Origin of the sequence: Microbacterium sp. VKM Ac-2870 (assembly GCF_015350795.1) — a bacterium.
GTDB lineage: Bacteria > Actinomycetota > Actinomycetes > Actinomycetales > Microbacteriaceae > Microbacterium.
Genome location: NZ_JADKSH010000003.1, coordinates 1 through 21307 on the forward strand (window position 1 = coordinate 1; position 21307 = coordinate 21307).

Genomic DNA, 21307 nt, shown 5'->3' on the forward strand with positions numbered 1-21307 from the left:
GTCAGCGTCCCCGCCCGACGGCGCTGCGGCGCTTGGTAGAAGCCGCCGAACGGCAACAGGATCGAGAAGATCGATCCTGGCGGTGACCCCACCGTTCGAGAGATCTCACTGATCGACGCTCCCGCCTTCCACAGCTCCCACACCTGTTGCCGCCGATCCGACGGTAAACCCGGTCTCCCGATCTTCGCCACGCCACACCTCCGAGATGATCATCGATGGTGTTGCGCTGACGGGTTGAGTTCACCCTGGCGCGCTTGAGGATCTCGTTCTCCATCTCGAGCACTCGCAGCCGACGGCGCAGCTCGACGAGCTCCTTGTGCTCATCTGTCGTCAGACCGGGCTTGCGGCCGCTGTCGACCGCGTCACGGTTCATCCAATTCCGAAGACAGGACTCGCTGATTCCGAGATCACGGGCAGTCTGGCCGACAGGGTTTCCCTGGGCGACCAGATCCAAGGCTCGACGCCGGAACTCCGGCGGGTGGGCAGCAGGCATCTCACGGACTCCTTCCGAGACGATCATCGCCTCAACTCAGGTGTCCGGGAAACCGGGTCAGGCTCCCACCTCCTCCAGGTCAGTCGAGAGTTCCAACCCCTCGTCGCCGACATCCGCGACGCCGCCCTCAACAACCCACCCACACCAACCAACACGAAAAGCGCCGGAGAAATCTCCGACGCTTCTTCTTCCCAACGCCTCGACCTTTATCTCAAGGTCATTTGTTTGAGGAAAACTAGTTTGGTAGCGGGAGCGGGGCTTGAACCCGCGACCTCACGATTATGAGTCGTGCGCTCTCACCAACTGAGCTACCCCGCCGCGCCGCACCCACACGGCGAGATGTGGATGCTGCGAGCCCCGAGTCAGGATTGAACTGACGACCCCTTCCTTACCATGGAAGTGCTCTGCCACTGAGCTATCGGGGCGTGCTGCCCGTCTCGGGGCAACCAGAAAAGAATATCAGAGCCGAGGCATCCGACAGAATCGGCTCAGCCGACGGTGTGACCGCCCTTGGTGTGCTCGGCCAGCCACGGCATCGGGTCGATGCGCGTGGTGCCGCCCAGCAGCACCTCGAGGTGCAGGTGCGGGCCGGTGGCCTTGCCCGTCTGACCGACGAGTCCGATGACCTGGCCGACCGTGACGTGGTCGCCCACCTTCACCCGCAGCGAGCCGTACTGCATGTGCCCGTAGCGCGTGGAGACCAACTGACCGTCGATGATGTGGTCGATGAGCACCGTGACGCCGTAGTCACCCCCGGATTCGGTGGCGATCCGCACGGTTCCCGCCGCCACGGCGTGGATCTCTGCCCCGGCGCCGGGCGTGAGGTCGACACCGTTGTGCGGCGTGGCGAACTCCGACTCGTACGCGATCGAGCCGAAGGCAGCCGAGATCGGCACTCCGACGGGGAACGGGTATTGGATCGGCGAGGAGGGATCGTTGACCCACGTGTTCGCGAACAGGCGCACACCCGACTCCGCGGCGAGCTCCGCCATCGACGTGACGCTGTAGTTGTCCGGCCGCTCGAGGGTCGTCGGCTGCGTGGCGCCGGAAGCGACGAAGGCCTGGATCTGATCCGTCGACGACGTCAGCTTCGTCCCCGTCTTCGCGCTCGACGCCACGACAGTCGGCTGCGACGCCGTCGACACCTGGGATGCCGAGGCGACCGCCGCCGCCGGGGTTGTCGTCCCCACGGCCAGCAGTCCCACGACGGTCATCACGCCGACCGAGAAGGATGCCGCGGCCATCCGCTTGACGACCGTGGCCCCTCGCGTGCGTCGCCGCGGTGCCACGTGGGGCGGGACGTCATCGGAAGCGTTCGGCGCGGTGCTGTCCGCACCGTCCGCGGGGGGCGCCTTCTGGACGGGAGTCGCACCGGTGAAGGAAAACAGGCGCGCGGCAAGCTCGAACTCGTCGACGTCGCAGGATTCCTCTGCCGCGGCGGGAGCTACGAAGACCGACCCGGTCGGGAGCTGGTCTACAACCGGAAGGGGCGTCTCATCCATGATGAGCTGCTCGGCGGGCATCACGCGAGCCGACGTGTCCGTCGCATCCTGAGCCACAACCTCCGTCGTCGCCGACTCCGCAGCAACCGACTCGAATACGGCACGCGCGGCGCGGCGCATGCGACGGCGCGACGCCTCGTCGGGCTGAGCTCCCACCGCGGTCTCCGCGACGATAGCCGCGGCCACATCCGCGATGACCGTTTCGGCCAGCGAGGGCTCCTCCACCGCGGGAGTCTCCACGACCTCGTCCGCGGGGGCTGCAGAAACCGCGTCCGACTGGGCCGCGAGACGCCGATACTCGGCCCGAGTCAGCCCACCCGACCCGCTCGGCGTGGTCGCCGTCTCGGGTCGCCGGCGTGCGCGTCGCGAAGGCGCGGCGTCGGCCGTGGGGGTGTCAGAGGTCACATCGCAGCTCTCGTCAGGCCGCACGGGAGGGGGTGAGGTCCGTGCGGGGACGTCGTACAGGGGCTTCAGATCACTTCAGCCGTTCGGGCCGGCGAAGATAACGATCAGGTAAACACTACATCGCCGACGCTGAGAATGCGATGAAAACCGCAGCGGCGGTGAGCGTCTTCGGAAGCCGGCGTCACTGCTCGAGCAACTCCCGCATGCGATCGAAGAGTTCCGGTCCGGCGGCGATGGTCATGTCTGCTCCCGGCGCACCGCCGGGGCGTCCGCCCAGACGTCCGCCGGCTTCGGTCACCAGCAGAGCACCTGCCGCGTGATCCCAGGGCTTCAGGCCGCGCTCGAAGTAGCCGTCGAGCCGTCCGGCAGCGACGTAGGCCAGGTCCAGCGAGGCCGCACCGGCGCGGCGGAGATCGCGCGCGAGCGGCATCAAACGTCGCACGCGGGCGATGTCGCCGTCGTGGGTGGCGGGGTCATATCCGAACCCCGTAGCGAGCAGGGCACCGGCATCCGTCACCGTCGACACCTGCAGCCGCCGCTCCCCCAGCCAGGCGCCCTCGCCGCGGGAGGCACGGAAGAGCTCGTCGACGACCGGCGTATAAACGACCGCGGTCTGAGCGATCCAACCGGCGGGGTCGGGCTCGCCCGTCACCGCGGCGATGCTCACGGCGTAGTGCGGGATGCCGTAGGCGTAATTGACCGTGCCGTCGATCGGATCGACCACCCAGGTCACGCCACTCGTTCCGGGGTGCGGGTCGGATTCCTCTCCGAGGAAACCGTCGTCGGGGCGTGCCGCAGCAAGGCGGTCGCGGATCAGTTGCTCGACCTCACGGTCGGCTTCCGTGACGATGTCGGCGAGCGATGACTTGGTCGCGGCAAGGGCGACACCCTCCGTGCGACGCCGACGGGCCAGTTCACCTGCCTCACGCGCGATATCGACGGCGAGAATCTGCAACTGTCCGGCATCCACCATCCCTCCACGCTACGCGCACGAACGGCACGCGTAGCGCAGACGGAACGTCGACGCCCCTGGATCAGGAGTGCTGCTGCGGTGGCAGCGGCGGAGCCGGCGGGAAACCCTGGTAACCCTGGGGCGCCTGAGCGGGCTCGGATGCCGAGTGCGACGGTTGCCCCGTGTAGTAGGCGTTCCAGTCGGGCGTGCCGTCGGGCAGGACCGGCAGCGGGGTCACGCCGTCGGCGTGCGTCGGCCAGGGCGCCGGAGCCGGGGTCGCCGCGGCGGTGTAGCCGGACTGGCCGTACGTCGCCGGCGCCGAACCGTAGGGGGCCGCGGCATAGCCCGCAGCGCCGTAGGGCACCGCTGCAGCGACCGGCGGACGGGGCCGCTTGGGCGCGAAGAGGGCGTTCACGAGCGGGATCAGAGCGGTGCCGACGGCGCCAAGGATGGCGAGTGCGACGACGACCCGCCAGTACAGGGGGCGATAGTCGACGAACTCCTCGGTCATCAGGGGAAGCACGAGCATGACCATGAGGATCACGACGAGGCCGATGGTGACATACGAGACGATCGTCGTGAAGGTCGTCTGGTGACGCAGGAAGGCCTTCAGGTACAGGCGGGTGTGCAGCAGCGCCCCCTGAATGATGATCGCGATGAGGACGAACTTGAACACCCGTTCCGCGCCGACGCCGAAGTGCGAGTCGGTCGGCATCCAAATCAGGAACGCACCGGCGAGCAGCGTGATGACCCAGGAGATCATGCTCGCGAGCGTGAGCCAGGTGGGCCGACGCACAGCCAGGTTCGACTCTGCGATCGCGACCCCGGCGAAACCGGCCAGCAGCAGGATCGTGAGGAACGCTTTGCCGACGATTCCGTTCGAATCTCCGATCAGCACCCACACGACACACACGATGGCCGCCGCGATGAGCGCCCCGATCGCTACCCAAATCGTCGCGCGAAGCACTTTGCTGGACTCTGGTGAGGTCGTCGGTTCGGTCATGTCGCTCCCCTTCGTCGGCAGTCGCCGGTGCACCCATCCTGACATGCGCAACCCCCGGCGTGCGGGTGGACTGCACAGCGACGCCGTCCCGGGGAGGCTAGGGGCAGACGAAAGGCCCCGCTGATGCGGGGCCTTTCTGATGTGGCGAGTGAGGGATTCGAACCCCCGAAGTCGAAGACGGCTGATTTACAGTCAGATCCCTTTGGCCGCTTGGGTAACTCGCCAAGTGCGCACCCGCCCAGCTTTTGCAGTCGACCGGAGGCGCGATCAACCATCTTACCCGGCGACGACGGTTCCGAAAAACCACGAGGTCGATGTCGGGGTCACGCCGCGCCGATGACCCGTTCCACGAACGCCTCGACGCGCTGACGCGTTCCATCGATGCGCCGATCCACGCTCGCGCGCACTTCGCTCGGCGCCAACGGCGCAGCGAGTCGCACATTCTCATGACATCCCAGATCGGCGCAGATGTACGTTCCGACGCTGTCGCCGCGCGCACCGGCATCCCCCGCGCGCCGCGCCGAGAACAGCGCAACCTGGTTGCCGGGCTGCATCGTGTGGCAGAGATTGCAGAGCGCAGCATGCGAGCGGCCTCCGGATGCCGCGCGCAGCACGATCGCGGTCGCGACCCCGTCACGCTCGATGACGAGGAATCCGCGCCCGCGGAATTCCGGATCAGTCCAGGCGAGGAAATCCACGTGATCCCACTCGACGAGGACGAACGAGAGCGGAAAAGCCAATCGGTCGGCTTCGTCCGCGGTGGCGTTGACGAGGGCGGCGCGCACCTGGTCTTCCGTGAGCGGCTGCATCGACCCAGTCTACGAACGGGCAGCGCTCGAGGCGCTGGCATCGGCGTAGCGGTTGTTCGCGCGAGCGACCGCACGGTCGATCTCCGCCTGGGGACGCGCACCCACGACAGCGAAGCTCACGAGCTGCAGAGGATAGGTCGCGGCGATCGTGCGCGCCCGGGCGAGAGTCTCGGACGGAACGATGCCCGCGAGCGCGTTCCAACCGTGCCAGGTGGCGAGCGCGGCGACGTCTTTCGACTCGTCATCGGCTGCGGCGAGGTCCCAGTCGATGACGGCGCTGACCGCTCCCCCGCTCCACATCACGTTCGCTCCGGCGAGGTCGCCGTGCGTGAAGAGCTCAGGCGCTGCGTCGAGCGCGGCGAGCGCATCGGCGGCCGCGCGCGCCCGCGCCTGCGCGGCGGGGTCGAGGAGCGGGATGACGCGGTCGGTCAGAATGCCGCGCCACGCACCACCGCCCAGGTATGCGTCGCGGTGGGCGAGGTGTGGCGCCAGCGGAGCGAGCGGAACCTCTCGCACCGCATCGAGGAGACGCCGAAGCTGAGCGCCGTCGCCGCTGCCGCTCGGATGGGGCTCACCCGCGACACGCTCTTGCGCGATGGCGACGATCTGACCGGCGTGTGCGGGCGCGGCGACGGATCGCGGCAACGCGAAGGGCAACGGGGGCAGAAGATCGATGAGCCGTTGAGCCCGGACAGCCTCGGCGGCTGCGGCAGGCGTGCGGGATACGCGGACAGCGACCCGACCCGCGAGGATCACGAGGTTCGCGGACCCGTGCTCGATCCGTCGCCAACGCGTCGGGTCATCGCTCTCACCGGCCGCGCGCAGAACGTCCGCGACCAGGCCTGTGACGACCTCATCGGGCGGGGCGACGAAGTCCTGCTGCACACCACGACCCTACGCGGGCGTCATACCGCTGCGACGTCAGCGTAGGGAGATACGCGGAGCCCGGAAGGTGTAGACGCTCCAGTGAGTGAAGCGCGTCGAGATCGTGCCCGTCGACCAGTGGTAGTTGAACCCGTCGGCGCAAGCGGAGTCTTTGTAGGACGAGGCCGTGTACTCGGCGGGGTAGGCGAGCTGCACCGGCAGCTCGTTCCAGGTCGGCACCGCCGACTGCGGCAGATCGATGCACCTCGACCAGCCGGGGCGACCCGTCTCGGGGTCGGGACCCTGGAGGAGCACCGATGTCACCACGTCGCCCGTGCGGTGCGCGAGCGTCGAGAGTCTCACCGTGATGTCGTGGTGCGCGGCGTCGTCGGAGCTCGCGATATCCGGATCTCCCCGCGGCTCGAGGTCGGCGAGTGCCACTGCACCACCGGCGATGCCGGTCGCTCCGGCGGCCCCTGCGGCGCTGGCCGGAACGGAAGCGAACGTGGTGGCCGCCCCCATCATCACCACGCCGGCGAGCATCAGCGCGACGGGTCCACGGACGGATGTCGGGGGCAGGCGAGACGTGCGGGAGATCATGGCGCTCCTTCTGCGACTGAATCAGACGAACGTCTGGCGAATGAGCTTCACCATACGGGATGCCGTCACTCTTCTCCATCAGACGATCGTCTAGTTAACGAGAAGCGTCTCCGCAATAGACAAAACCTGCACGACGCACGAACGAGCGGCCCTCCCGTGGGGAAGGGCCGCTCGTTGCGCTCCGGGCTGCCCGCCCGTCAGTAGTACTCGCCGTGGCGATAGTCCCAGGTAGGGAACGACGTCGCGAGCATCATCATGATCCGATCCAGCGCGAGCCCCTTCCTGATCAGCGTCGGCGCGGGAAGCACAGAACGCTCGCCGTGCTGCTCGGGAACGAGCCTGCCCTCGGCATCCACCATCGACACCATCACGCCTTGCTCGTAGCGGTCATTCTCGGTGCGGTCGGGCTGGATGGATGCCACGTAGTCGTCGGCTTCGATGAGAAGATCGGCGTGAGTCGCGATGCGCGCACCTACCCCCGCGAGGACTCCCCGGTTCCCCATCCCCGAGGGGTTGGCAGAGCTGGCGAAGGTCAGCATGCCGTACTGCTCCCACAGATCCTGCGCGATGACCTCCGAGGGGGCGCCGAAACGGATGACGAAGCACGACGTCTTGCGATTGTCCATGACGAGCTCGACCGACTCGTCATCGGGGATCATCGCGATCCCGCTTTCGCGCCAGGGCAGGATGCAGCCGAGCAGCACATCCTCATCCCAGCAGCGCTGGTACAGAGCCTCGATTTCGGGGGTCAGCTGGGCCAGCCGACGCAGCATCTGCATCGAACTGACCAGAACCACACCGGGCTTCGACCGCGAGCGCTGTTTGGCGTCGAACTTGCGCTCGAGCCCTTCACGATCGACCGCCATGACGATGTAGCCCACTTTGGTGGGCGACACGATCATGCCCGCCCGTGCCGCCAGGATGCTCACGGCCTCCAGCCGCGCCGCGCTGCCCCATCTGATCTGCGTGCCGTCCATGTTCTCCTCTCCGCACCGGGTGTCACCGGCCGCGCGATTGTCTAGACGATCGTCTGACCAGCGGCTATGCGTCGAGTGAGCGGGCGTTATGAAGGAGAAAGGAGTCGAGCAGCCTCAGTGGGCGACGGCGGCTGTGCCGGCGCGCACGGCACGCTCGACGGATGCCGCGGCATCCGAGAATCCGAAGGACTGGAACAGCGGGATCCACAACGCGGCGAGACGGTCCACGAACGCCGCGTCGTCGACGTCATCCGCCGTCCCGAAGACACCGTATGTCGCGCCCAACAGAAGCTTCGACGCGTACGCGGGGGGTTCCGCAACCCCCTGAGCCTCGGCCTCGGCGCGCAGTTCCCGAGCGATCATGCCGTACCAATCGAACCCGATGGACCCCTTGGGCAGTTCGATCTGGTCCGCGCCCAGCTCGTGAAGGAGTCGGGTCGCACCGGCCGCGATCGGGCACGCGCGCGCATCCATCGTCGTCGCGAGGATGAAAGCGGCAAGCCGCTCGATGCCCGGCGGCTGATCCAGGCCTGCCTCGATGGCCACCCAGCGGCTGTGCTGCGATTCGACTACTGCGGCGGCAAGTGCCGCTTTCGAGGGGAACTGGTGATAGCCGACCGCAGATTTCGGACGCCCCATCGCCTCGGCGACCCGCGCGAACGACGTTCCCTCGTATCCGTGGGCCGCGAACTGCACGCCTGCGGCCTCGATGATCGCTTGGCGCGTCTGTGCCATGCCCTGCTGTCGTCGGTTCATCCCTTGCCTCGTCTCGTCTGCGGGCGGGCCCCAGTCGGCCCGTCGAGACCATCGGCTCCCAGACCGACGGCCATCATGTCCCGCTCCCCGCCCCCAGTATCGCGAACAATGTGACGAGGCGTCGATGGTGCGGCCCTGTGAATGCCCGATATTTCTGGGCTGGCCGCGCGTTCTTGTCGGCGGGGCCGCGGCGCCGCGTGGCTAGACTCGCTGGCATGGCCGACAGTTCCTTCGACATCGTTTCCAAGATCGACCGCCAAGAGGCGGACAACGCGCTCAACCAGGCCCGCAAAGAGGTCGAGCAGCGCTACGACTTCAAGGGCACGGACGCCTCGATCGACTGGAGCGGCGACGCGATCCTCATCAAGGCGAACAGCGAGGAGCGCGCGAAGGCCGTTCTCGACGTGTTCCAGAGCAAGTTGATCAAGCGCGGCATCTCACTCAAGTCGCTGGACTCCGGCGAGCCCCAGGCGTCGGGCAAGGAGTACCGCATCTCCTCCACGTTGAAGGAGGGCATCTCCTCAGAGGACGCGAAGAAGATCTCCAAGCTCATCCGCGACGAAGGCCCCAAGTCGGTCAAGGCGCAGATCCAGGGCGACGAGTTGCGCGTGCAGTCCAAGTCGCGCGACGACCTGCAGGAAGTGCAGCGCCTTCTGACGGCCGCCGACCTCGACGTCGACCTGCAGTTCGTCAACTACCGGTAAGGCGCGGCGCTGGCCCGCGTGACCATTCACCGGATTCATCATCGGGCCCCGTAGGGTTCCCGCATGCTCGACCCGCGCCGCCGGCCCCGACTCTTCGCCGCCGTGACAGTGCTCGCTGCCGCCGGCATCCTGTGCCTCGCGGGTTGCGGCACGCCGGCGGCCTCCGCCCCGCCGGCCTTCTCGCCGCAGGCGGAGGCGACCGCGACAGCGACGCCGTCGCCCACCCCGACGCCGACTCCCACGCCCACACCGGCACCCGCGATCTGGACGGTACACGCGAACCCGGCGCCCGATCCGAACTGCACCGGTCCGGGTCGAGAGGCGGCGCAGGACGGGGTGCTGCACGTGTACGTCAGCATCACGGCACAACACCTCTGGGAGTGCTCAGGCGAGAACCTGCTGATGGACTCGGCCGTAACTACCGGGGCATCCGGGTTCGACCCCGACTACGCCACCCCCACGGGTACGTTCGCGATCACACGGATGACCCGCGACACCGAACTCGTCGGCCACGACAGCCACGGTTCCTGGGACGACAAGGTCGCCTACTGGATGCCGTTCCAAGGCGGCGACGTCGGATTCCACGACGCCTCCTGGCAAACCGTCCCCTTCGGCGGCGACGGGTACCTGCAGAACGGGTCGCACGGGTGCGTGCACATGCCTACCGACGCCATCGCCCACCTCTATGCGGACGTCTCCGTCGGCACGCGGGTCACGGTGCGCTGAGCCGCGGCATCCCTCCGTCACGGATGCCGAGAACCGGCGATCTGCCCGGAACAGGCTGATCGCGGGAGCATCGTCCTGCTCTCGGCAGATCGCCTGCTCTCGGCAGGAGGCCTGCGACGGCCGTCAGCCGCGACCGAAGCCGGGCACCAGCACGGGCGTGCGCTTCTTGTACTCCTGGTACGCCGGCTCGCTGCCCCAGCGGTCGTCGGCGCGCTTCTCGAGCATGGGGATGCCGCTGACCTTCGTCAGCAGCAGCACGACGAACACGGGTGAGATCAGGGTGACCCACTGCCAGCCGACCGCCACCGGCAGCGCGACGATCGCCACACCGACCCAGACGAGGATCTCGCCGACGTAGTTCGGATGCCGCGACCACGCCCAGACGCCGCCGTCGATGAACCGCCCCTTGTTGGCGGGGTCACGACGGAAGGCTGCTTTCTGTGCGTCGGCGACGATCTCCAGCGCGATGCCGACGAGCCACACGAGCGCACCGACGACGACCCAGGCATCCAGGCCGCCGCTGCGCGCAGCGGTGATGCCCACCCAGGCGGCCGACGAGGTCGCCACGACCCACAGCCCTTGGATGATCCACACCCGCAGGAAGGCGAGCGGGTTGATCTTGATGTCGTCGAAGCGACCGTCCGAGCCCTGTGCGTGCACACGCACGAAAAGAAAAACGGAGAGCCGCACCCCCCACACGACGATCATGGCGACCAGCATCCAGGCACGGACGCCGGCTGGAGCGACGGCGACCAGCAGCCCGACGGCCACGAGGGCGAACGTCAGGCCGCCGGTCAGATCGAAGAATTTCTCGGTCCGCAGCAGCACCGCCGGGACGTAGGCGACGACCTGGATCGCGAACGCCGCCACGACGGCGAGGGCGAACAAGGGGATGCCGCCGACCGTCTGTCCCGCCGCACTGCCGGCGGCGGCGAGCCCGCCGCCGAGGGCGAGCGCGATGACGATGGTGAGGATGATGGCTCCAGGGCGCTGAGACATGGGGATCTTTCTCGGGTGGTGAAAGAGAGCGGTTCAGAGGTAGAGGGCGTCGATCGTGCTCGACTCGCGGTTGAGCAGCTCGCGGCGACGGATCTTCAGCGTGGGCGTGACGATCTCGCGATCCTCGGCGTCCGCGAACACCAGCGCGAACCGACGCACCTGCTCGCTGCGTGCAACCAGCGTGTTGGCGTCATCGATCGCGCGTTGCACGGTCGCCCGCAGGCTCGGGTCATCGAGAGCGACGCCGTGCCCGCCGCGCGACGCGATGACGGCCTCCTGGTCGAGCACGATGAGCGCAGTGAGGTAGGGACGCCCCTCGCCGACGGTGACTGCGGAAGAGATCAGCGGATGCTCTTCGATGGCCGCTTCCCACCGGGCCGGAGCGACGGTCTTGCCACCCGATGTGGTCACGACATCCTTGACGCGACCTTGCAGGATGAGCCGCCCGCGGCCGTCGAGCCTGCCGAGGTCGCCGGTGCGGAAGAACCCGTCGAAGAACGCGTCGGCGTCGTCGCCCTCGTTGCGGTAGCCGGAGAAGACACCGACGCCCTTGGCGAGCACCTCCCCCTCATCGGAGATGCGCACCGTCGACCCGGGCAGAGGCACCCCGACCGTTCCCGACCGGATGCCTCCGGGCAGGTTTCCCGTGAGCGGCGCCGTCGTCTCGGTGAGACCGTAGCCTTCGATCACCGGAATGCCCATGCCGCGAAACAGCAGCGACAGTCGTGCCGGCAGGGTCGCGCCGCCCGAGAGGACGTAACCGATCCGACCTCCCATGAGTGCGCGGATACGGCGGTAGAACAGGGCGTCGAACAGTCGCTGCCGCAGCGAGAGCGTTCGCGAGGATGCCGCCTCTTGCCCATCGTCGAGACGCTCGGCACGCGTCGCGACCTCGATCGCCGTCCGCATCGCGGCATCCCACACCGGGCCCAGACGCTTGTCTGCAGCCTTCGCACCGGCGGCGGCCGCAATCTTCTCCAGAATGCGCGGCACCACGACGAGGAAGGTGGGCCGCAGCACCGCGAGTGAGGCGACGACCGCCGACGGCTCGGCTACGTGCGCGATGCGCATGCCGTTTGCAAGGCAGATCAACTGCAGACCGCGGGCGAGCACGTGGGCGAGGGGCAGGAAGATGATCGTGCTGCCGTCGGCGCGCACGATGTCGGAATAGGCGGCCGCGATGTTGAGCACCTGGCCGAGGAAGTTCTCGTGACTGAGCACGACGCCCTTCGGCGTGCCGCTCGTTCCCGAGGTGTAGACGATGGTCGCGGGAGACGTCGGACCGGCATGCTGACGGGCACGCTCGAGTTCGGTGTCGCTGATTCCCATTCCCTCCGCCGACAGGACGCCGAGGCCGTTTCGCAGGTCGATGATCGTGGGCGTCTGGGCGTGCTCGAGGGCGGCGCGTGAACGCTCATCGCCCGCGAAGCCGATGCGGACGTGAGCATCGTGCACGATCGCCGCGACCTGACTCGGAGCCGACGAGTCGTAGACGGGCACGACCACGCCGCCGGCGAACCATACCGCCAGGTCAGCGACCGCCCATTCGTAACGAGTGGGTGCCATGATGGCCACCGCGTCACCGGGGAGCAGTCCCCGAGCGATCATGCCCTTCGCGACGGCGCGCACCTCGTCGGCGAACTGCCTCGTCGAGACCTGACGCCACGTCTTGTCGGCGTTGGCCACGTCGAAGGCGATGTGCTCCGGCGCGTGAGCGAGGCGGCGCAGCAGCAGATCGGTGACGTTGCGGTAACCGGACAGATCGGCGAGCGCCGGGGTCGACACTTCTCTCACGGACGGAGTTCTCCTTCGGATGGGCGTGGCTGCCAGTACTTCGGAGCCGAGGCCCGATCGGATGGGGGATCCGCAGCGACATCTTCGCATGGCGGGTCGATCCGTCTCGGGGCTGCCGGATCAGAACGGATACGCTCGGAGGGTGGAAGACGGGCTCGATGATCTTGCCGACGTGATGAGTTCGGCGCCGGCAGGTGAGCAGCCCTCTGAAGCGGATGCCGAGCGCGCGCGCCTGCACAGGCGTCGCGTGCGGCGCGGCTGGCTGATCACAGTCGGCATCCTCGTTGCGATCCTCGCCGCGGGCGGCGGCTACACGGCCTGGGCGCTGTCGGCCGCGCTGCCCGCACCCGACGTGGCGACCCGTGTCCCCACCGTGGCTGCGGGCGCCCCCGTCGCCCTCCAGCTGCCCGCCGATCGCGCCGCGGCCATTGCCGTCGTCGGCGCTGCGAATGACATCGGCACCGACGGTCTGCACGGCATCAGCGGCGACGATGCTCCCCGCCCGATCGCGAGCATCAGCAAACTCATCACCGCGCTCGTCGTGCTCGATGCCCACCCCCTCCAGAACGCCGACGATCCCGGCCCCACCCTCACCTTCAGCAAGGCCGACCACGCCCTCTACGACCAGTACTACGTGCTCGGGGCCGCGATCGCGGAGATGCCCACCGGCAGTTCGATGTCTCTCCACGATGCACTCACGATGATGCTGCTCCCGTCGGCGAGCAACTACGCCGATGCCGTGGCGAGCTGGGCCTTCGGCTCACGATCGGCCTATCTCTCGGCCGCCCACGCGTGGCTGGCCGAGCACCAGCTCAACGGCACGACGATCGTGGAGCCCACGGGTGTCGACGCGCGCAACGCGAGCACGCCGAGCGATCTGCTGGCGATTGCGAAGCTCGCCGCCGCCAACCCCGCCATCGCGCACATCGCGTCGATGGCCACGGCGACCGTGCCGGGCATCGGCGAGGTCGACAACACCAACGACCTGCTCGGCCAGAACGGGATCAACGGTCTCAAGACCGGCAACAACGGGCCGGGGACATTCGCGCTGCTCTACACCGCGACGTTCAACCTCGGGTTTGGCCAGCCACTGACCGCCGTGGGGGTGTCGCTCGACGGTGAATCGCGCGAGCAGGTGGATGCCGACGTCACTCGCGTGCTGCAGAGCGTGTCGGCCGGCTTTCATCTGATCACGGTCGCCGCGGCCGGTACGCCTGTGGGCACCGTGGAGACCGCCTGGGGAGGATCGGCTCAGCTCGTCCTGTCCTCCGCCCAGTCCCTCGCCGTCTGGTCGGACACGCCGATCACCGCGACCATCGCATTGACAGCAACACCCACCGGCGAGGACGGCCAGCAGGTCGGCGTCGCGACGTGGACGGCCGGCTCACGCACGACCAGCGTTCCCGTCGTCGTGCGTGGCGCCATCGCTGCACCAGACGACTGGTGGCGTCTGACGCACCCCGGGCTCCTGGGGAAGGCTGCGCCCGCGACGACTCCCACCCCCACACTCCCGCCCTCGGCGACGCCCGCGGCATCCCCGGCATCCCCGACAGCCCCCTGACACCGGAGTCCGGCAACATCAGCGCAGGGCGCCCGACAACAGCCACCGCCGGAGTGCGCGATAGGCGGCATCCTTCGGCCCGGGGGCCGACAGGAACACATCGTGGATCGCACCCTTGATGCGTGCGACGGTCACGAGGGAGCCGAGGCGAGGCGCCGCACGCGCGATGTCGTCGACGTCGAGCACGCTGTCGGTCGATGTCATCTGCTCATTCCACTGCAACGGCGAGGTCCACCGGGCCGACAGCAGCGTGAACACTGGGCAATCGATCGCCAGTCCGGCGGCGACCGCGGCATGCCCGCGCAGCACCGCTGCAAGCCACCCCGGGTGCGTGGGAAAGCCCCGCTCCGGCCGCCATCCGTCGGGGCTTTCGGGCAGCGTGCCCAGCTCGCGCTGCGCGCGCGTGTACAAGCCGAGGTCGACGACGGGGTGTGCACCGAGAGGATCGAAGCGGGCACGCACCTCGATCAGCGGGGCGATCGCCTGGCGACCGATGGATCCCGTCTGCAACTCGAGCCACGGGCTGTTGAGCACCAGGGCTGCGGCGACCCCGGGGTGACGCGCCGCCCACAGGCTGATCGTGAGCCCGCCCGTCGAGTGGCCCATGAGCACGAGCCGCCGACCACGGACACGCGCACGCGCGCTGCCGCCGTGCCCCATCGCCGCGAGGGCGGCGGCGATGTCGGCGTCGTACTCCTCGAGCGACGTGATGTAACCCGGCGTCTGCCCGGGGCGGAGACTCCGACCGTACCGACGCAGATCCAGCGCGTAGAAGCGCGCACCGAGACTGTTCCAGAACCGCGCGAGCTGCATCTGGAAGAAGTAGTCCGACCACCCGTGCACGTACAGCACGTCCACGTCGGCGAGCGGGCGCAACCATGCCGCGCGCGGCAGCGATCGCACCACCGTGGCGGGATCGTCTGTTCCGAGGTCGAGTGTCTGCTGCTCGAACCCCGGTCCGAGGATGTCCTCGACCCACGTACCCGGCATGGTGTCAGCCTAACCGCGGCATCGCACCGCGGTGAGAGGCATCGACACTACTCGCCGCGGGAGACGCGCACCATCTCGTCACGGTCGACGACCTTGATGCGCGCGCGCTCGTGGGGGGCACCGAGGGCGACCTCGTGCTCGTCGAGGCGGTGCCAGCCGTCCAGGTCGGTCCACCGAACGCCGCGCGATTCGAGGAGTGCGACGATCGCCTCGGGCGACGGATCGGCCGGCTGCCACCACGACGCCTGGTCGTTGATGACGTGGCTGATCGTCTCCATCGCATCCGACTTGGTGTGGCCGATCAGGCCGACGGGGCCGCGCTTGATCCAGCCGGTCGCATAGACGCCGGGCACGCGCTCGTTGGAGTCCTTGTGCAGCACCTGACCCTCGTGGTTGGGGATCACACCGTGCTTCTTGTCGAAGGGCACGCCGGGCAGCGGCGAGCCGAAGTAGCCGACAGCACGGTACAGCTGCTGGATCGGCACCTCGCGCAGCTCTCCCGTGCCCACGACGCCGCCTTCGGCATCGGGCCGGGTGCGCTCGTAGACGAGCGCCGCCACGCGGCCGGTCTCGTCGGTCTTCACCTCGACGGGCTTGGCCCAGAAGTGCAGGTGCAGACGGCGCGACGCCTCGCCGCCGGAGTTGTTGGCCCCCGGACGCTGACGCCACGACTGGAGCACCCGGTCGATCACCATGACCTGCTTGTTGCTGGCGACGGCCGCACGCGAGGCCTCGTCGTAGTCGAAGTCCTCGTCGTAGACGACCATGTCGACGTCGCGCAGCTCACCGAGTTCGCGCAGTTCGAGCGGCGTGAACTTGACCTGCGCGGGACCGCGGCGTCCGAACACGTGCACGTCGGTCACCTGCGAGGCTTCCAGCCCGGCCTGCACGTTGGCGGGGATCTCTGTGACCAGCAGGTCCTCGGCGTGCTTGGCGAGCACGCGGGCGACGTCGAGGGCGACGTTGCCGTTTCCGATGACGGCGACGGATGCCGCATCCAGCGGCCACTCGCGCGGGAAGTCCGGGTGGCCGTCGTACCAGCTGACGAAGTCGGCGGCGCCGAAGGAGCCGACGGCGTCGATGCCGGGGATGTCGAGGCCGGCATCCTTGATGGCGCCGGTGGAGAAGATGACCGCGTTGTAGTGCTGCTTGAGATCGTCGAGGGTGATGTCTTCGCCGAAGCGGACGTTGCCGAAAATGCGGATGTCACCGCGGTCGAGCACGTCACGAAGCGCCGTGATGATGCCCTTGATGCGCGGGTGGTCGGGCGCCACGCCGTAGCGCACCAGGCCGTAGGGCGCCGGTAGGTGATCGAACAGATCGATCGAGACGTCGAACTTGCGCTCGGCCTTCAGCAGGATGTCCGCCGCGTAGATGCCCGCGGGTCCCGCGCCGACGATGGCCAGCCTGAGCTTGGTCATGGGTGATTCCTTTGCGTTCTTCCGGTCAGCTGGAGCGGTTGACGATCACGTGCGCGAGCTTGACGAGCGCGTCGCGGACGACACCCGCCGGCAGCGGATCGATCGCGGCGATCGCGGCGTCGGACCACTCGTAGGCCTTTGCCCGCGTCGCCTCGGTGACCGCGTGCGTGCGGAGCTGTTCGATCGCGTCGTCCAGAATCGCGGGGTCGGCCCCGTCGGCGATGCGGGCGACGCCGTCGTCGATCGTCGCCTTCAGCGAGCGCGACGTCGGGTCGGTGGCACGCCCGAGCAGCAGGTAGGGCATGGTGGGCACGCCGGCACGAAGGTCGGTGCCGGGCACCTTGCCGGTCTGCGTGGGATCGTCCGACAGGTCGATCACGTCGTCGAGCAGTTGGAAGGCCACGCCGACCTTCTCGCCGTACTCGAGGGTCGGCTGCCGGTACTCGGACGGGGCATCGGAGAAGAGGATGCCTGCCTGGGCGGATGCCGCGATGAGCGAGCCCGTCTTGTCGGCGAGCACCTGCAGGTAGAAGTCGACAGGGTCATCGTCCGCCTGAGCGCCCACCGTCTCGTGCATCTGACCGAGAACGAGGCGCTCGAAGGTGTCGGCCTGGAGGCGGATCGCCCGCTCTCCGATCTGCGCCATGAGCTGGCTGGCACGGGAGAACATGAGGTCGCCGGTGAGGATCGCGACGTTGTTGCCCCACACCGCGTGGGCGCTGGGCACGCCGCGGCGGACGTCCGCGCCGTCCATGACGTCGTCGTGGTACAACGAGCCGAGGTGCGTCATCTCCAGCGCCGTGGCTGCGGTGACGACGTGATCGGTGACGCCCTCTCCGAGCTGCGCGGTCAGCAGCGTCAGCATCGGACGCACCCGTTTGCCGCCGGCCTGGTAGAGATAGCGAGTCGTCGCGTCGGCCAGGGCGTCGCTGACACGCAGCTCACGGGCGAGGGTGTCCTCGACGCGATCGAGGCCGTCTTCGACGACAGCGAGGAGCTTGCGCATCCGGGGACCGGCGAGCACGCGCTCGGTCAGGCCGAGGTTGGCCGTCAGTCGCGCGCCGGCAGCGGAAGAGCTCGGAGTCACTCTCACAGCCTACCGGGGCCGCCGACCCCGGGCTGCGGCGCGGCCGAACCCACAGCCGCCGGGTCGGCGGGGGGCAGGTGCATCACCCGGTCGTGAGCGAGCGCAGCGAGTCGAACCTCAGACCAGCGGCTTGACGGCGCGGTGCAGCGCGACGATGCCGAACGTCAGGTCGCGGTGCGCCACGCGGGTCCACCCGGCATCCCGAATCCACGCCGACAAGGTGACCTGGTCGGGCCAGTCCTTGATCGACTCGTTGAGATAGTCGTAGGCGTCGGCGTTCGAGCTGACCGTGCGCGCGACCGTCGGCAGAATCCGGTCGTTGTAGAAGCGGTAGAGGCCGGCGAAGACCGGGTTGTGCGGGTGGGAGAACTCGCAGATGACGAGCGTGCCGCCGGGAGCGGTGACCCGCAGCATCTCGGCGAGCGCTTTCTTCGGGTCGTTGACGTTGCGCAGGCCGAACGAGATCGTCACCGCGTCGAACTCACCATCGGCGAACGGCAGTGCGGTGGCATCGGCTTCGACGAAGGTGACATTGGGCACGTGACCGTGACGGCGACGACCCTCGGCGATCATTCCGGGCGAGAAGTCACCCGCGACGACCTCGGCGCCGCCGCGTGCCAGGGCGACGGAGCTGGCTCCGGTGCCGGCGGCGAGGTCGAGGATGCGCTGGCCGCGGCGCGGTGCGACCGCCCGGGTCGTGGCGACGCGCCACAGACGGTCTTGCCCGAGGCTCAGCACGGTGTTCGTGCGGTCGTAGCCGGCGGCGACCTCGTCGAACATGCCGCTCACGCGGGACGGATCCTTGCCCAGATCGGCGCGGTGCTCACTCACCCTTCGATCCTAAGCGGGCACCGCCGCGCACGGCGCCGACCGCTCAGTTCGCGCTCAGCGCCGCGAGCACGGAGAGCCACCGCGCCGCCGTGTCGCCGTCGTACGGTGCCCGCTCCGCGCGCACCTCGGCTTCGAGTTCGAGCGCCGCCCGCTCGAGGCGATCGACGATCTCCAGCGGGTACCCGTACTGCACGCGGTGCTCGTCCCACTCGTCGCGATCGTCGATCCAGATACCGCGACCGTCCCGGGAACGCACGACATCGAGATCCATGTCGATGCCGATGGGCTCAGGCGATCCAGTGGCCGCGGCATCCCACCGCACGTCCCACGCGACATCGATGTAGATCGCGATGTGCGGGTGGGTCGCGTTGAGGGTCGCCGCGTACTCGCCGCCCGACGGGATGAGGGTGACGTTGTCACCCTCGCTCACGGTGTCACGCCCAGGCCGCGCGCTTCGCCAGCCGCCCCGCTGACCGACCCAATCGCCGTGCTCGTCGCTGCCGAGGTAGACGCAGTCGTGTTCCCAGTGCGGCGAGCCGTCCCACTTGCGCCAGCGGAAGACGAGCGGGGTGCCAGGATGCGGCCGAGTGGTCATGGACGGGAGCCTATCCGCGGCCCACCCCGGATTAGGCTGGACGAGTGAGTTCCGCGCCGTCCCGCCCGCCCCGCCTGCGCATCGTGACGCGCGAGATCGCGCCGATCGACGATCTGCTCGAATACGCCGATCCGGCCGACCCGCTCGTCTGGACCCGCCGCGGCTCGTGGCTCGTCGGCGTCGGCTCGGCTCTGACGCTGACGGCCCCCGCGGCGGATGCCGCCACACTCGCGGATCGCTGGCGAGAGGTCGCCGCGAACGCCGTCGTCGACGACCACCTCGAACAGCCCGGGTCGGGACTCGTCGCCTTCGGCGCCCTCCCCTTCGACGTGCGGTCGGCGTCGTCCGCTGTGCTCACCGTCCCGCGGCTCACCGTCGGGTCGCGCGAAGGCCGCACCTGGGCGTCGTGGGTGCTGCCCGATGACGGCGCCCCCGAGCCCGACGAACCCCGCGCGATCCCGTACGGCAGGCACTGGTCGGCCGCTGTGGGTCCCGGCGCGCTCACGCCCGACGGATATCAGGATGCCGTCCGCGCCGGCCTCGCCGCGATCGCCCAGGGCGAGGTCAGCAAGGTGGTGCTCGCCCGCGACTTGGCCGGAACGGTCCCGGCCGGCTCGGACCTCCGCCGCCTCGTGCGTTCGCTCGCCTCGTCGTACCCGGATACCTGGGTCTACGCCGTCGACGGCCTCATCGGCGCGAGCCCGGAGACCCTCGTCACCGTCTCGGGAGGGCAGGTGACCGCCCGGGTGCTCGCCGGTACGGTCGCGCGGGGTGCGGGCCCGGATGCCGACCGCGAGGCCGCACTGCGCCTGGCGACGAGCGCGAAAGACCTGGCCGAGCACCAGTACGCCGTCCGGAGTCTCGTCGATGCGCTGAGCCCGCACGCCACCGCTCTGGCGGCGGCCGAGCAGCCCTTCACGCTCGCACTGCCCAACGTCTGGCACCTGGCGACCGACGTCGAGGCGACGATCTCGACGGAGACCTCGGCGCTGGATCTGCTGGGCGTGCTGCACCCGACGGCGGCGGTGGCGGGAACGCCGACCGCGGCGGCCCTCGATGCGATCCGCCGGATCGAGCCGTTCGACCGCGGCCGGTACGCCGGACCGGTCGGCTGGGTCGATGCGCACGGCGACGGCGAGTGGGCGATCGCTCTGCGCGGCGCGCAGTTCGATCTGGCGGTGGCCGATGGCGCGGGCATCCCCTTCCGCGCCCACGCCGGCGCCGGCATCGTGGCCGGCAGCGATCCCGAGGCGGAGATGCTCGAGACACGGGTGAAGTTCCGTCCGATCGTCGACGCCCTCGCGTAGAGGGTTTCGACGCGGCCGGATCAGCTGGCGGCGAGACGCTTCTTCTCGGCATCCACGTCGAAATCCGCCACCGGCCACTGCGGGTCGCTGTCTTTCAGCGCGGCGAGCAGCAGCTCCTGCACCGCCAGCCGCGCGTACCACTTGCGGTTCGCCGGCACGACGTACCACGGTGCATTCGGCGTCGACGTGCGCTCGAAGACCGTCTGATAGGCGGCCATGTAGTCGTCCCACAACAGCCGCTCATCGACGTCGCCCGGGTTGTACTTCCAGTGCTTGTCGGGCCGATCAAGCCGCTCCATCAACCGCTGCTTCTGTTCCTCGGCGGAGATGTGCAGCATGACCTTGACCACCCGGACGCCGCGATCGGTGAGCTCCTTCTCGAAATCGACGATCGCGCCGTAGCGCCGCTCGATCTCCTCGGGTGCGGCGAGGGCGCGAACGCGGCCGATGAGCACATCCTCGTAGTGCGACCGGTCGAAGACCCCGATGAAGCCGGGCGCGGGCACGCGTGAACGGATACGCCACAGGAAGTCGTGGGCGCGCTCTTCCGGCGTGGGCTTCTTGAACGCCGCAAGCGAGACTCCCTGCGGGTCCACCGAGCCGACGACGTGGCGCACGATGCCGCCCTTTCCTGCCGAGTCCATCGCCTGCAGCACGAGCAGAACGGCGGCGCTGCCCTCCTTCGTGCGGCTCTGCGCGAAGAGACGCTCCTGCAGGTCATCCACCTCATCAAGACCGGCAGCGAGCGCGGCCTGTCCTTCGCTCTTGCCGCCGGAGTACCCCGGCGTCGTAGCGGGGTCGAGGTCGGCGAGGCGGAAGCCCTGACCGGCTCGGAGGAGGTCGGCGACGGTGCGCCGGCCGCCGCGGCTGCGGTCGTGCGAGTGAGGGTGCGCGGTCATCCCCACATCATGGCGGGTAGGGCGGGCTTCAG

General features: G+C 68.8%; 21 protein-coding genes and 3 tRNA genes. 4 read left to right on the plus strand and 20 right to left on the minus strand.

Features of this window, described 5'->3' with window-relative positions; translation table 11 throughout:
• Position 1: 1 nt before the first annotated feature.
• The 12 genes from ITJ43_RS15400 to ITJ43_RS07420 all read right to left on the minus strand — a co-directional run bounded on the left by ITJ43_RS15400 (position 2) and on the right by ITJ43_RS07420 (position 8361).
• Positions 2-520, minus strand: coding sequence for a transposase (locus tag ITJ43_RS15400; RefSeq protein ID WP_416361065.1), 519 nt, complete (start codon positions 518-520; stop codon positions 2-4).
• A gap of 214 nt (positions 521-734) precedes the next feature.
• Positions 735-811 (minus strand) — tRNA-Met (locus ITJ43_RS07370).
• A gap of 35 nt (positions 812-846) precedes the next feature.
• Positions 847-918, minus strand: a tRNA-Thr gene (locus tag ITJ43_RS07375).
• A 63-nt stretch (positions 919-981) separates the two neighbouring features.
• Positions 982-2400, minus strand: a complete 1419-nt coding sequence (locus tag ITJ43_RS07380; protein ID WP_194583217.1) for a M23 family metallopeptidase — start codon at positions 2398-2400, stop codon at positions 982-984.
• 181 nt (positions 2401-2581) lie between these two features.
• Complete coding sequence (locus tag ITJ43_RS07385) at positions 2582-3373, minus strand: inositol monophosphatase family protein (protein ID WP_228495603.1); 792 nt, start codon at positions 3371-3373, stop codon at positions 2582-2584.
• 61 nt (positions 3374-3434) lie between these two features.
• Complete coding sequence (locus tag ITJ43_RS07390) at positions 3435-4355, minus strand: hypothetical protein (RefSeq protein ID WP_194583218.1); 921 nt, start codon at positions 4353-4355, stop codon at positions 3435-3437.
• 142 nt (positions 4356-4497) lie between these two features.
• Positions 4498-4579, minus strand: a tRNA-Tyr gene (locus ITJ43_RS07395).
• A 99-nt stretch (positions 4580-4678) separates the two neighbouring features.
• Entirely contained in the window at positions 4679-5164 is a 486-nt protein-coding gene (locus ITJ43_RS07400) for an FBP domain-containing protein (RefSeq protein WP_194583219.1), read from the minus strand.
• A 9-nt stretch (positions 5165-5173) separates the two neighbouring features.
• Complete coding sequence (locus ITJ43_RS07405; RefSeq protein ID WP_194583220.1) at positions 5174-6049, minus strand: phosphotransferase; 876 nt, start codon at positions 6047-6049, stop codon at positions 5174-5176.
• 36 nt (positions 6050-6085) lie between these two features.
• A complete protein-coding gene (locus tag ITJ43_RS07410; RefSeq protein ID WP_194583221.1) occupies positions 6086-6628 on the minus strand; it encodes a hypothetical protein in 543 nt (180 codons plus the stop codon).
• Between the two features lie 197 nt (positions 6629-6825).
• Positions 6826-7605 (minus strand): Sua5/YciO/YrdC/YwlC family protein, encoded by a 780-nt coding sequence (locus ITJ43_RS07415; protein WP_194583222.1) that lies wholly within the window; start codon positions 7603-7605, stop codon positions 6826-6828.
• Positions 7606-7719: 114 nt separating this feature from the next.
• Positions 7720-8361 carry a TetR family transcriptional regulator gene (locus ITJ43_RS07420; protein WP_194583223.1) on the minus strand — a complete coding sequence of 214 codons (642 nt, stop codon included), beginning with the start codon at positions 8359-8361 and terminating at the stop codon, positions 7720-7722.
• Positions 8362-8576: 215 nt separating this feature from the next.
• On the opposite strand from ITJ43_RS07420, the gene ITJ43_RS07425 reads away from it, so the two are divergent.
• Together ITJ43_RS07425 and ITJ43_RS07430 are read left to right on the plus strand one after the other, a co-directional pair.
• Positions 8577-9065: a YajQ family cyclic di-GMP-binding protein gene (locus ITJ43_RS07425; protein ID WP_194583224.1), complete on the plus strand. Its 489-nt coding sequence runs from the start codon at positions 8577-8579 to the stop codon at positions 9063-9065.
• Positions 9066-9128: 63 nt separating this feature from the next.
• Positions 9129-9791 carry a L,D-transpeptidase gene (locus ITJ43_RS07430; RefSeq protein ID WP_228495604.1) on the plus strand — a complete coding sequence of 221 codons (663 nt, stop codon included), beginning with the start codon at positions 9129-9131 and terminating at the stop codon, positions 9789-9791.
• A gap of 123 nt (positions 9792-9914) precedes the next feature.
• On the opposite strand, the gene ITJ43_RS07435 is transcribed toward ITJ43_RS07430, so the two are convergent.
• Positions 9915-10790 (minus strand): DUF1295 domain-containing protein, encoded by an 876-nt coding sequence (locus ITJ43_RS07435; RefSeq protein WP_194583225.1) that lies wholly within the window; start codon positions 10788-10790, stop codon positions 9915-9917.
• Between the two features lie 33 nt (positions 10791-10823).
• Positions 10824-12584, minus strand: coding sequence for an AMP-dependent synthetase/ligase (locus ITJ43_RS07440; protein WP_194583226.1), 1761 nt, complete (start codon positions 12582-12584; stop codon positions 10824-10826).
• Between the two features lie 142 nt (positions 12585-12726).
• On the opposite strand from ITJ43_RS07440, the gene ITJ43_RS07445 reads away from it, so the two are divergent.
• On the plus strand, positions 12727-14145 hold the full coding sequence (locus ITJ43_RS07445; RefSeq protein WP_323741156.1) for a D-alanyl-D-alanine carboxypeptidase: 1419 nt from the start codon (positions 12727-12729) through the stop codon (positions 14143-14145).
• An 18-nt stretch (positions 14146-14163) separates the two neighbouring features.
• Here ITJ43_RS07445 and ITJ43_RS07450 read toward each other — a convergent pair whose 3' ends face one another.
• From ITJ43_RS07450 to ITJ43_RS07470, 5 genes are all read right to left on the minus strand, one after another.
• Positions 14164-15135, minus strand: coding sequence for an alpha/beta hydrolase (locus ITJ43_RS07450; protein WP_194583228.1), 972 nt, complete (start codon positions 15133-15135; stop codon positions 14164-14166).
• 47 nt (positions 15136-15182) lie between these two features.
• Positions 15183-16556, minus strand: a complete 1374-nt coding sequence (locus ITJ43_RS07455; RefSeq protein ID WP_194583229.1) for an FAD-dependent oxidoreductase — start codon at positions 16554-16556, stop codon at positions 15183-15185.
• 25 nt (positions 16557-16581) lie between these two features.
• Positions 16582-17643, minus strand: a complete 1062-nt coding sequence (locus tag ITJ43_RS07460) for a polyprenyl synthetase family protein (protein ID WP_194583230.1) — start codon at positions 17641-17643, stop codon at positions 16582-16584.
• 117 nt (positions 17644-17760) lie between these two features.
• A complete protein-coding gene (gene ubiE, locus ITJ43_RS07465; RefSeq protein ID WP_194583231.1) occupies positions 17761-18474 on the minus strand; it encodes a bifunctional demethylmenaquinone methyltransferase/2-methoxy-6-polyprenyl-1,4-benzoquinol methylase UbiE in 714 nt (237 codons plus the stop codon).
• Between the two features lie 43 nt (positions 18475-18517).
• Positions 18518-19069, minus strand: coding sequence for a YgaC family protein (locus ITJ43_RS07470; RefSeq protein WP_194583232.1), 552 nt, complete (start codon positions 19067-19069; stop codon positions 18518-18520).
• A gap of 44 nt (positions 19070-19113) precedes the next feature.
• Between ITJ43_RS07470 and ITJ43_RS07475 the strand changes: the two genes are divergently transcribed.
• Positions 19114-20376: an isochorismate synthase gene (locus tag ITJ43_RS07475; RefSeq protein WP_194583233.1), complete on the plus strand. Its 1263-nt coding sequence runs from the start codon at positions 19114-19116 to the stop codon at positions 20374-20376.
• A 20-nt stretch (positions 20377-20396) separates the two neighbouring features.
• On the opposite strand, the gene ITJ43_RS07480 is transcribed toward ITJ43_RS07475, so the two are convergent.
• Entirely contained in the window at positions 20397-21275 is an 879-nt protein-coding gene (locus ITJ43_RS07480; RefSeq protein WP_194583234.1) for a polyphosphate kinase 2 family protein, read from the minus strand.
• Positions 21276-21307 lie beyond the last annotated feature (32 nt).